This window comes from Veillonellales bacterium, from assembly GCA_039680175.1.
Lineage (GTDB): Bacteria > Bacillota > Negativicutes > JAAYSF01 > JAAYSF01 > JBDKTO01.
In genome coordinates this window covers 17806-28309 of record JBDKTO010000022.1, presented here as the reverse complement: position 1 = coordinate 28309, position 10504 = coordinate 17806, and the positions used below count along the sequence as shown (strand labels likewise).

At 49.1% G+C, this 10504-nt stretch carries 14 protein-coding genes; 3 read left to right on the top strand and 11 right to left on the bottom strand.

Translation table 11 applies throughout. The features are described 5' to 3' along the window. Nucleotides 1–993 (bottom strand): DegT/DnrJ/EryC1/StrS family aminotransferase (locus ABFC84_03635; GenBank protein ID MEN6411844.1); only part of this gene is annotated, 993 nt, incomplete at its 3' end. On the opposite strand from ABFC84_03635, the gene ABFC84_03630 reads away from it, so the two are divergent. Together ABFC84_03630 and ABFC84_03625 are read left to right on the top strand one after the other, a co-directional pair. Continuing rightward, on the top strand, nucleotides 976–1263 hold the full coding sequence (locus tag ABFC84_03630) for a hypothetical protein (protein ID MEN6411843.1): 288 nt from the start codon (nucleotides 976–978) through the stop codon (nucleotides 1261–1263). The genes ABFC84_03635 and ABFC84_03630 overlap by 18 nt on opposite strands. After that, nucleotides 1253–1708 carry a hypothetical protein gene (locus tag ABFC84_03625; protein ID MEN6411842.1) on the top strand — a complete coding sequence of 152 codons (456 nt, stop codon included), beginning with the start codon at nucleotides 1253–1255 and terminating at the stop codon, nucleotides 1706–1708. Before ABFC84_03630 ends, ABFC84_03625 begins: the two co-directional genes overlap by 11 nt. Nucleotides 1709–1774: 66 nt before the next feature. Here the strand turns inward: ABFC84_03625 and ABFC84_03620 are convergent, their stop codons facing one another. Continuing rightward, nucleotides 1775–2083: a DUF3892 domain-containing protein gene (locus ABFC84_03620; protein ID MEN6411841.1), complete on the bottom strand. Its 309-nt coding sequence runs from the start codon at nucleotides 2081–2083 to the stop codon at nucleotides 1775–1777. An 18-nt stretch (nucleotides 2084–2101) separates the two neighbouring features. Beyond that, a complete protein-coding gene (locus ABFC84_03615; protein MEN6411840.1) occupies nucleotides 2102–2332 on the bottom strand; it encodes a DUF2188 domain-containing protein in 231 nt (76 codons plus the stop codon). 85 nt (nucleotides 2333–2417) lie between these two features. Between ABFC84_03615 and ABFC84_03610 the strand changes: the two genes are divergently transcribed. After that, nucleotides 2418–2921 (top strand): ImmA/IrrE family metallo-endopeptidase, encoded by a 504-nt coding sequence (locus ABFC84_03610; protein ID MEN6411839.1) that lies wholly within the window; start codon nucleotides 2418–2420, stop codon nucleotides 2919–2921. Here ABFC84_03610 and ABFC84_03605 read toward each other — a convergent pair. The 8 genes from ABFC84_03605 to ABFC84_03570 form a co-directional block, all read right to left on the bottom strand. Then, nucleotides 2916–3521 (bottom strand): hypothetical protein, encoded by a 606-nt coding sequence (locus ABFC84_03605; GenBank protein ID MEN6411838.1) that lies wholly within the window; start codon nucleotides 3519–3521, stop codon nucleotides 2916–2918. The genes ABFC84_03610 and ABFC84_03605 overlap by 6 nt on opposite strands. Before the next feature lie 2 nt (nucleotides 3522–3523). Next, a complete protein-coding gene (locus ABFC84_03600; GenBank protein MEN6411837.1) occupies nucleotides 3524–4129 on the bottom strand; it encodes a sigma-70 family RNA polymerase sigma factor in 606 nt (201 codons plus the stop codon). Nucleotides 4130–4277: 148 nt separating this feature from the next. After that, nucleotides 4278–5441, bottom strand: a complete 1164-nt coding sequence (locus ABFC84_03595; protein MEN6411836.1) for a DegT/DnrJ/EryC1/StrS family aminotransferase — start codon at nucleotides 5439–5441, stop codon at nucleotides 4278–4280. 6 nt (nucleotides 5442–5447) lie between these two features. Then, nucleotides 5448–6044, bottom strand: a complete 597-nt coding sequence (locus ABFC84_03590) for a GNAT family N-acetyltransferase (GenBank protein ID MEN6411835.1) — start codon at nucleotides 6042–6044, stop codon at nucleotides 5448–5450. Beyond that, entirely contained in the window at nucleotides 6031–7176 is a 1146-nt protein-coding gene (locus ABFC84_03585) for a glycosyltransferase family 4 protein (protein MEN6411834.1), read from the bottom strand. Before ABFC84_03585 ends, ABFC84_03590 begins: the two co-directional genes overlap by 14 nt. Before the next feature lie 71 nt (nucleotides 7177–7247). Next, the gene (gene wecB / locus ABFC84_03580; protein MEN6411833.1) at nucleotides 7248–8369 is read right to left on the bottom strand and encodes a UDP-N-acetylglucosamine 2-epimerase (non-hydrolyzing); all 1122 of its coding nucleotides are present in this window, start codon (nucleotides 8367–8369) and stop codon (nucleotides 7248–7250) included. Continuing rightward, the gene (locus ABFC84_03575; GenBank protein ID MEN6411832.1) at nucleotides 8370–9476 is read right to left on the bottom strand and encodes an NAD-dependent epimerase/dehydratase family protein; all 1107 of its coding nucleotides are present in this window, start codon (nucleotides 9474–9476) and stop codon (nucleotides 8370–8372) included. Next, complete coding sequence (locus ABFC84_03570; GenBank protein ID MEN6411831.1) at nucleotides 9473–10498, bottom strand: polysaccharide biosynthesis protein; 1026 nt, start codon at nucleotides 10496–10498, stop codon at nucleotides 9473–9475. Before ABFC84_03570 ends, ABFC84_03575 begins: the two co-directional genes overlap by 4 nt. Nucleotides 10499–10504 lie beyond the last annotated feature (6 nt).

The window sequence follows — 10504 nt, the reverse complement described above, 5'->3', positions numbered from 1 at the left end:
GGAGGGGTAGTGGATCGAGGTCTGGATGCCGTCCTCTTTCATGGATTCGATGAGGGCCGCCCTGTCCACGCGTCCGTCCAGGAGGACGGGCATGATGTGGTAGGTGGGCGTGCCGCGGTTGTAGTGGCGGAAGGGGACGCTCAGGTATTCCGACATGGCGTCGAGGCGCGCGAAATACCGGGCCACGAGCGCCGATCTCGCGGCGTTGGCCTGGGGCAGTTTGGCGAGCTGCACGAGGCCGAGCGAGGCGCGCACTTCGTCGATGCGGTAATTGAACCCGGGTTCGAGCACGTCGTAAGTCGCGGCGCGGCCTTTCATGCGGTCGAAGCTGGCCACCGTCATGCCGTGCGAGCGCAGGTTCTTGCATTTCACGAACAGAGATTCGCTGCGGGTGGCGATCATGCCGCCTTCGCCCACGGCGAGGTTTTTGTTGGAAAAGAAGCTCCAGGCCGAGATATCGCCGAAGGTGCCCAAGCGGCGGCCCCTGTAGGTTCCGCCGTTGGAGTGGGCGCAGTCTTCGATGAGGGCGAGTTTGTGCCGTCTGCAGATATCGACGATCGCGTCCATGTCGCAGGCGTACCCCGCATAGTGGACGATCATGACGGCCTTTGTTTTGGGCGTAATCTTGCGCTCGATGTCGACGGGGTCCATAGCCCAGTCCTGGAGCGAGGTCACGTCGCCAAGCACCACTTCGCCGCCCGACACACGCACGGAATTCAAGTCCGCGATAAACGTGAGCGAGGGCACGATCACTTCGTCGCCCGGCCTTACGCCGCAGGCGAGCACCGCGATATGCAGGGCCGCGGTCCCGTTCGCCACCGCGAGACATTTCGAGCCTTCGCCCAGCTCCGTAGCGTAGGCTTCCTCAAAATCGAGCGTCCGCTGGCCCATGGTGATCCAGCCCGATTTGAGAGTATCCATGACGGCGTCGTATTCGCGCTGGTCGTAATTGAGTTTGAAGAGTTGGACTTTCCATTGGATTGGACTGGACATGTGTTCCTCGCTTATTCAGTTACGGCGAATTCTTCTATCGCCGAGATGAAGGCGCACGCGGTCGATCGGTTCTCGAGGGAACTCATTGGGTACAAGGAAGAGCTCGAAACAGGAAAGCTAAAGGCTGAACACAAGGAACTGTATGACACTTTTTTCATCATCACGACGACGCCGGTGCGGGGGATGAAGGTTTCCATACAACAGCCAGGCAGTGAACCAGTACATAAAGCGATATACAGGATTCCAGGCGCTTTTAACGATGCGGTTTAAAGATCCCATAGAAGCCTTACAAGTCTACCGCGACAAGGACATTGTGGAGAAGTGTTTCGATGATCTCAAGAACGGACTGGATATGAAGCGACTTCGAATGCACACGATTGAGACCGTCGATGGCCGTTTATTTGTCCAGTTCATTGCCTTGCTTTTCATAAGTGCACTTCGGAAAGAAATGCGGGAGTCTAGGCTTATCGAGAGCTATACGATTCGCGAATTTCTTTTTGAGATGGATCCGCCCACGAAGATTCGTTATGCAGGGAAATACGGACAGAGACTTACCGAGGTTACAAAAACGCAGCGAGAGATTCTGGAACTGCTCAAGATAGATTTGCCTGTGTCCGCCTGGCTACAAAATGCCGGGAATTCAGGGAATATTGGCCGATATCGGCCAATATTGTTTCAAAAGCTCCCTCCCCTGGCTTTCAATGAGACGCTATAACAGTAGCCGTTAGGCGGCGCCAGGGAGGGGCGAGCGAACATAAAAGGGCAAGGGTATGGCAATACCCTAGAATTCAGGAAGCTCGCCGAGATTGTCTGCTTTGATTCGGTTTGCGTCTGTTCTGAGGAAGTACTCGTCATCGATGACGATGCCCCGAACATCCTCGCCCATATGCCATTCATCCGCCTTTTTGTATATCGTCTTGAAGCTCTGGCCGCTGTTGATGGAAACAACCACCTGGTTTTTAGTCCAGGTCGTTGCAGTTCCGACCGATTCACCTCCGTCCGAGTGAACGCGGAAATGCGAAATGTGTCGGCCGTTTGATGACGTATCGTACCGTACCGCAGAGATTAGATAGTCTGCCCATTTAGCCATGGTCGTACTCCTTTTTGCTCAGCCCTTAGGGGGGAAGGGATCGCCGCCATGGGTATCCTTCTGCCCTATGGTACCGTCCTGTTTGTGGATAAAGAGTTCACTGCCGATGTTTCGGCTAATCTCCCTAGCGCGGTCGACAGCGTCTTGCTTGGTGTCGAAGTGACCCGATGAGCGTTCTCCACCTCCCTGTTTTATGTCCCAACCACCATCATGGTTGGGAACCACGTGGGTTGTTTTTCGTTCTGCCATTATAATCCTCTTATAGTAAAGGCTAGGGATGCCTAGGGCTCCCCTCTGCTGTATAATTCGGAATCACATTACAGGGGGAGAATATATGCCGGGAAGAACAGGATTTGTCCGTGAGAAAGCGCGGAAAACGCTGAAGGATGCAGGGCAGAATTCAGTACCGGTCGATCTTGAGAAAGTCTGCGAGTATCTCGGTTTTTGCTACATCGAGGTGCAAAACTTTCCTACTAGCCTATCGGCGCTATGCATCGAACAAGGGGGCATGAAGTACGCCGCAGTGAATGCTAGTCATCATCCTCACAGGAAGCGATTTTCGCTTGCGCATGAGCTTGGGCATTGGGTTTTAGGGCATACACGTTCGTATGCCCGGCCTGATGTGTCAATCGATAATCCTCCAGAACCCGAAGACATTATCAAAAACAACGCCATCGAAGAATCAGAGGCCAACGAATTTGCGGGAGAACTATTAGTACCACTTGCACAGTTGAAAAAGCATCTATCCCAAACGCCTGACATCGAAAAGCTTGCAGCCATATTCAACGTAAGCACTCAGGTCATTTCGATCCGTTTGCTGGCGACGCGATCATTATGAGAGCAAGTATTCAGCTTCATTGCTCTTCAATTCGTTTATGACCGCAGACAAATACGTTGAAAGTTTGATTTGATCTTCTGCAAAGAGTGGGAGTTCTGCATTGCTGCGTAATGGTTTTGGTTCATTGCTTATCTGAATAAAGAGCGCGTTGATGCCATCTTGAATCGAGCGAGCCCGCTGTCTATTACCGAGCGTTTCAGATGATCTGGCAAGAGCGCGCTGAGAGGTTTTCATGGCGTATTGGGCTAGTAAAGCATTCTTCAATAGTACCTCAAGCGTTTTAATTGAGAGCTTAAAGGTGATTAGGATGCGAGCAGTCGATTGAGGAGAGAGGCTGAATGGTTCTGGTTGCACCTCGGCGACGATATACTGAGCTTCATCATCGCTAATATCGGCGAGAGAAGCTAAGTCTTTCGGATCAATCCGTGCTGCATTAAGGGTTTCAAGGACGACTCGCCATAGAGTGCTCGATTCAGTTGAAATATGTTTGGCCGCATCTTGTAGTGCGCGTATTTGAAGGAAGCGTTGAGTAAGTATTTCCTTCTTTTGGGAGGAGAAATACTGAGAAAGCAAGGTATCGATGCTATCGTTCTCTTCCACGCTTATACTCCCACTGACCCGTGTACAATTTGAAGATCGGTTGTTTCCCACAGTTTTTTGAAATGCTGCTTGGCGCGATAGTGAGCGACCGATACTGCGTTTTTCTCAATGTCGAGCATAAGGGCGATTTCATCGAGAGAAAGGTCTTCGGCGCGAAGTCGTAAGAGTTCCTTTTCTCTATCGCTGAGAAGAGCCAATGTCGACTCAATACGCTCTTTGAGTCGAGCGTCTAGTGACAGCCCGCTCTCGTGGTCGGGGGAATCTCCGCTTTGCCCAATCAACGACCACCAGTCGTCAGTCATCGTCTGTTCGATGAGCTTTTTCCCCTTTTTCCGATAAAGATCGATCGCTCTTCGGTGGGCTATGCTCCCGATCCACGAGCGAAGCGATCCCTTTGATGGGTCGAAGACATCTATTTTCTTGGCTACTTCCATGATGACGTCAGTCATTAGTTCTTCCGCGTCTTCGAGCGAAAGGCCATGCTTCTTGGTGGCAATGAACACGATCCGTCTGCCGTACTGTGTAAGCAAGAGTTCGACGCCATTTTTAGCCCCCCTCTTGAGGGAGTCGACAATTTGATCGTCTCCGACGGGAAATAGATCATCCATGATCGATGATCCTCGCGCATTGGTTTTTCACTATGCTTCTATGATTAAACATTCGAACTCCTATTACATTTCACGATAGAAGACTAGTGAGGTTGATTAATGGGCCTTTATCGGCTCTTTCTTCGGTTTGTGCTCGCGCTGTTCAAGTTTAGCACAATCTTCCACCAAGAGTAACATCCATGATCATGTCGGCATTCCTGTCGATGAAATCCAAGACTTTTTCTGGCTTTTGCGTATCGGTGGGAATGTTTACGACATGAGATGCGGCGAATACCGCGTTGGGATAGCGTTCGGGGTCGAATTTCCACTGGTTTAGATCTCCTTCGACGGGATGGAGGGGAGAGCAAAACCAGTCGCCCAAGGGAATGTTCGCTTCGCGGGCCTTGCGCATAAAGGCTTTTCTGTTGTGGACAAGGAGCGGATATTTCAGGAATAGGTGGTTTTCATGCAGCGATGGGTCGACATGGTTGAGCCCAGTCTGCGCAAGGTGTGCCGTATACAGTGCTCCGTTCGCCTTTCGCAGCGCGTTTACCTGGGGAAGCTTCACCAGAGCTTTTTCAGCCACACGCTTCTGTATGTCCGACATTCCCAACAGATAGTTTTTGGGCATTTCGATTGATTCAAGTTCCTCGCCGGACGATGAGCCCGTCACGAGGTTGCGTTTGCTCAAGTAGCGATAGGCCTGGACAAAGGAATAATAGGTGGCAGGACTGATGAGCTTGCGCACGCGCATCAGTACCCAGAGCATGGCTTGCGTCCTGGGCGGGGGCTGGGGGAGGTTGTCCGCAAACGCGGCAACCTTCGGCGCAAGCTCCGGATCGTTGACCAGGGCATAGCCGCCCAAACCGGTAGAAAAGGGCTTGTTCCACTGGCTCGAATAGAAGGCAGCATCGCACCAGGAACCGTTTGGCTTGCCTTTATAGGTGCCACCGAAGCCGTGGGTACAATCCTCTATGGTCCGGATTCCCCTTTTGCGGCACAGATCAACAATTTCGTCCACATGCGCGGAAAGGCCATAGGTATTCTGGCAAAGTACGACTTTTGTTCGTTCCGAAAGAGCGTTTTCGACCGAAGCGGAATTCACAGAAAACGAAGAAAGCTCGATGTCGGCGTAAAGGGGTTCCGCACCAAGATACAAGACAGCGTTGGGAACTACGACGCAGGTATAGGCGGGCATCAGCACCTGATCGCCCTTCCCAATGCCCATTTCATGAAGCAGGGCATAGAGGGCGACACGGCCCTTGTAAAAGGTATCAAAATTCCCACCATGAATCGATAAGGACAGTAAATTTTCAAATGTTGGACTTTTCATGCTTTTTCAGCCTTTTAACCTGAGAACAATTTCATTAGAAGACAGACAATCCACAATTTCGAATCGGGCAGCTGCCATATGAGCTTTGATTGAAGCTTGGTTATCAGCGCAGACTGTTGACATAAGCTGAAATCCAGAATCTTTTACGGCACTAGCCATTGTTTCGATCATTTTTTTACCTATACCCTTCCCCCGATAAGAACTATTGACAGCAAATCCTAAATAACATTGCCGATTGATAAAAAATCTAAGGAAGAAAAGTCCAACCAACTCCTTCCCAGACATAGCCAAATAGACTTGATAGGTACCGCATGAAATTACATGGTCAAGCGATTTATCGGTAAACGGGAAAGGTCGAAAATGAGCCACATCTTCAGCAGAAAGGTGATTAAGAAATTCAACTATAATAGGGATATCTTCTTTTTTTGCATCTTTAAAGACCAGACCGCTGTGTCCCAGAGGGAATACCAATATTTTTCTCTTGATATCGGTTATCCGCCGAGATCGAGATTTGCCCAATAAAATACCATTTATGTCTTCCACCCAATCCCAAACGACTGGATACCGAAGTTTTACTTTCTTTAAGATCTCAACAAGATTCATTTATCTTATCCAGAATAATGTCGGCAGAAGGAGAGGCAGTATAATGATCGAGAAGAAGTTGCTTCGAAGCTTCCCCTGCCGATATACGAAAAATTTCGTCCTTTTTCATAGTATCAACACACGTTAAAAAACCATCTATATCATTACTTTCACACCAAAGGCCTGCTCCAGCCCGAACAATGATCGCACCTATATCGGTATTAGGGTCTGTCGCCGAAATAATCGGAAGCCCTGCATCCATATAATCCAACGCTCTCGAGGGAAAGTTAGGAATCGTGAAACGGTGATCAAGGAAAATCAATCCAACATCCATATATGCCAATAGCTCTATGTAGTCAGCTTTTGGAAGAGACTTTAACAAATACGTGTTATTGATTTTTTCATTTTGAATAAAACGAGAAATTTTATCGAATTCAGTTCCAACGCCTACTAGTACCGTATAAACATCATCCCTGCAGGCAAGCGCCTTCAAAGCCTCCAAAATAAAATTTACTCCCTGCGGAAGGCCGAAGTTGCCACCATATATCATTTTCAGTGCATTTGCAGGTATAGTGACGTTTTTCAAGATTGGAATTTGTCTTATGTTCGTCTTTTGCCCTTCTGATGGCTTTATTGAATTGGGATTTTCATGCACTCTACTCGTCGCTATGAAATCATTATGTTCCAGCAGATATTTGACATTAGCCGGAGACATACAACCTATTCTATCCGATATTTCGTAAAGTGCACGCTCCTTGCGTCGAAGAATTTTATATAGAATACTTTTTTCACGTATCATGCCTAAGTCAACGGAATTCTGTGGAAAGATGTCCTTCAGAAGAAGATAAGTGGAACAATTCATCTCCTTCTTCAATTTCTTTATTATATTCACGAATGTTATAGGTGGAGTACTATATACAACAAGATCGACGGGGTTTTTGAGATATTGTTTTATAGTTCTCATATAGCGTTGCTCAAGAAGAGCCATATTTATGGATTTTATGATTTTTCCCGTCTTGGTGATCCGGCCAGTCGGTACACTTATAACGCTGACTTCCCCGCGCTTAGTCTCTATCGGGTTACCGCTTAATTTGTTTTCATCAGGCCTAAATACAATTACCTCATGTCCACGATCAGAAATTTCATCAAACAAATCGGAATACAAATTCCGTTCAGATAGATTTAGCGGATATACTAATGTCAAAAAACAAATCCGCATAAATGTCATTTATCCCAAACAATTCTATTTATTATAGGCGTATAACTTTGGATTATCCTGACGACTTTGCCAGCGACAACGCTATCCCTGTAGTCAGCAGGGCGCCTGTCCTCGCCATCGAACAAGTCCATTGCCATAGCGGCCGCCTGCAGCAATGTTTCTGCCGTATACCCGCCAATAACAATAGTTCCCTTGTCCAGCACTTCCGGACGCTCGGTCGAATTTCGCAGCAGGACGGCGGGGAACCTGAGGATGGAAGACTCTTCGCTCAAAGTCCCTGAATCGGAAATGACGCACTTGGCATCACACTGAAGTCGACAATAGTCGGTAAAACCGAGTGGCTTTACGCTATGTATGAGCGGATTCAGGGACACATGATTGGTTTCGAGGCGCTTCCATGTTCGTGGATGTGTCGAAAATACGATGGGGAGATTATATCGTTCCGCAAGGCTGTTCAGGGCTGTAACAAGCTCGTTGAACTTATACTCGATATCGATGTTTTCCTCGCGGTGCATGCTTAAAACGAAATAACCCCCCTTCTGGACGCCATATTCCTCAAGCACTTTCGAAGATTCGATTTTCGCCTTGTTTTTGTGGATAACCTCGGCCATTGGCGAGCCTGTGACGAAGATGTGTTCCTTGCGGAAACCCTCGGAAAGCAGGTACCGCCGCGAATGTTCCGTGTAGGGAAGGTTGATATCCGCGATGTGATCGACTATTTTTCTGTTTATTTCCTCGGGCACGTTTTGATCGAAGCATCGGTTCCCCGCTTCCATGTGGAAAATGGGTATTTTCAGACGCTTCGCGGGAATCGCGCACAGGGCGGAATTCGTATCCCCCAGGATGAGGAGAGCATCGGGTTTCTCTTCCGAAAGCAATTTGTACGATGCCGAAATGATATTCCCCATGGTCTCGCCGAGATCGCTGCCGACAACGTTGAGGTAGCGGTCGGGAGCCCTCAGCCCTAGGTCCTTGAAGAAAATTTCGTTGAGCGTATAGTCCCAGTTCTGGCCCGTGTGGACGACAAGGTGCTCGAAGCTCTTGTCGCAGGCCCTGATTATCTCGGAGAGCCGGATTATCTCCGGCCTTGTCCCGATTATGGTCATCACTTTAAGTTTATCTTTCATTCAAACCTCCAGCCTGAAAGTGTCGGAACGAGCTGGATTCATAATTTCGTTCGCCCAGAAGAGAACGATGCAGTCCTCGGTTCCCGTATTCTCGAGCGAATGGGTGTAGCCGGGTGGTATATCGACGATGTGTATGTCACTGTCATCGACATCGAAGGCATAGTGCTCCGTGCCGTTTACTTTCCGCAGGGATATCCGCGCCCTGCCTTTGACAAGGCAGAATTTTTCCACTTTTGTATCGTGATAGTGGTTGCCCCGTTTCTTGCCTGGCTTCGTAGTCGAGACGAAAATCTGGCCGGCGGAATCGGACTTTATCAGCTCAAAAAGCCAGCCACGTTCGTCGGACTTGAGTACGGGCGCCGTTACAAGGCCTGGAATATCGATATAGCTTAAATAAGTCGTAGCGAGTTTCTTGTAGAACGAGTTGGAATAATCCCCGACAAGAGCGTTCGCACGCTTGTCGTGAATATCCTGAATCATCGCGGCGACATTGCCGACGGTCGTTTCGTAGACGGGCTCGGCATTGCAGAAGGCAAAGCCTTTCTTTTCCGCTCTCAATGCCGTGGCTATTGCCTCGACAACATCATCGATGTACACAAGACGTAATGGCGCATTAGGAACGCGGATGCTTATCGGCAGTTCGTGCGCAATATTGTAGCAGAAGGTGGTGACGGCGGAATTGTAGTTGGGCCTGCACCACTTGCCGAATATGTTGGCAAAGCGGAAGATTCGTACCGCCGCGCCTGTTTTTTCGGCGTAAGTCTTTAGCCTTTCTTCAGCCACGCGCTTGCTTTTTCCGTACTCGTTGTCCAGTTCTGCTTGAATTGAGGAAGAAAAAATTATAGGCAAATGTTTTTTAAGTTTTTCGAGTTCATCGGCAATAATGGAGGTAAGGCCAACGTTGCCTGTAACGAATTCGGACGGATCAAGCGGCCGATTAATCCCCGCAAGGTGGATGACGGCATCGGCCTCCGAAAGGGTTGCGATCAATTCCGATTCCGTGTTGCCGATATCGAAAGGGAGCAGCGTTATGTCATTTTCTCTCGAAAGCCTTATCGAAAGGTTCTGTCCCACAAAACCAGCCGTTCCCGTTACGAGAACCTTCATTCAAAGCCTCGCTGCCTGCGCGCCTCGTGAACACAATCAAGGGTCATGAGAAGCTTTTTCGTCCCCACCACATCGAGCCTGCGGGTGTTATGGGAGGTATACTCGGCCGCTTGCTTTACTTTCTCATTGCCGTCACTGAAGTATTGATCATAATTCAAATCGCGGGTATCGGCGGGGATTCTGTAATATTCGCCCATGTCGACTGCCTTGGCCATTTCTTCCCTGTTCACGAGTGTTTCGTAGACTTTTTCGCCGTGACGGGTCCCGATTACATGCACTTCGGTATCTGCGTCGAGCAGTTCCTTGAGGGCCTGAGCCAAATCCGCCAGCGTACAGGCAGGGGCCTTCTTTACAAATATATCGCCGTTGCGGGCGTTCTCAAAGGCATACTCGACAAGTTCGACGGCTTCATCCAGGTGCAGCATGAACCGCGTCATCTCGGGATCAGTGATCGTAATGGGCTTCCCGGCCATTATCTGTTCGATGAAAAGAGGAATGACCGATCCCCTGGAAGCCATAACGTTTCCATAGCGGGTGCCACAGACAACCTGTTTCTTTTCATCGAGATCGCGGGACTTGGCTATCATTACTTTTTCCATGAGGGCCTTGGACATTCCCATGGCATTTATGGGATAGACCGCCTTGTCGGTGCTGAGCACAACAACACGCTTTACCCCGCATTCGATCGCGGCTGTAAGCACGTTATCGGCTCCCAGAATATTGGTCCGCACCGCCTCGACAGGGTAGAATTCACAGGAAGGAACCTGCTTCAGCGCAGCGGCATGGAAGACATAATCCACATCCTTCATGGCGTCTCTCACACTTTGAATATCCCGTACATCCCCTATGTAATATTTGATCTTCTCGGATTGATAGAGATGACGCATGTCATCCTGTTTTTTTTCATCGCGACTGAAGATGCGGATTTCCGATATAGAATCTTTGTCTATATACTCCCGTAGTACGGCATTACCAAAGGAGCCAGTACCACCAGTGATTAGAAGAATATCGTTTGGTTTCATTTGTTT

Bases quoted from the DNA above. Each gene is read 5' to 3' on its own strand.
- ABFC84_03625 (MEN6411842.1), top strand. From the start codon at position 1,253: ATGCGGTTTAAAGATCCCATAGAAGCCTTACAAGTCTACCGCGACAAG.
- ABFC84_03575 (MEN6411832.1), bottom strand. From the start codon at position 9,476: ATGAAGGTTCTCGTAACGGGAACGGCTGGTTTTGTGGGACAGAACCTT.
- ABFC84_03570 (MEN6411831.1), bottom strand. From the start codon at position 10,498: ATGAAACCAAACGATATTCTTCTAATCACTGGTGGTACTGGCTCCTTT.
- ABFC84_03590 (MEN6411835.1), bottom strand. From the start codon at position 6,044: ATGAATCTTGTTGAGATCTTAAAGAAAGTAAAACTTCGGTATCCAGTC.
- wecB (MEN6411833.1), bottom strand. From the start codon at position 8,369: ATGAAAGATAAACTTAAAGTGATGACCATAATCGGGACAAGGCCGGAG.
- ABFC84_03595 (MEN6411836.1), bottom strand. From the start codon at position 5,441: ATGAAAAGTCCAACATTTGAAAATTTACTGTCCTTATCGATTCATGGT.
- ABFC84_03600 (MEN6411837.1), bottom strand. From the start codon at position 4,129: ATGGATGATCTATTTCCCGTCGGAGACGATCAAATTGTCGACTCCCTC.
- ABFC84_03620 (MEN6411841.1), bottom strand. From the start codon at position 2,083: ATGGCTAAATGGGCAGACTATCTAATCTCTGCGGTACGGTACGATACG.
- ABFC84_03615 (MEN6411840.1), bottom strand. From the start codon at position 2,332: ATGGCAGAACGAAAAACAACCCACGTGGTTCCCAACCATGATGGTGGT.
- ABFC84_03610 (MEN6411839.1), top strand. From the start codon at position 2,418: ATGCCGGGAAGAACAGGATTTGTCCGTGAGAAAGCGCGGAAAACGCTG.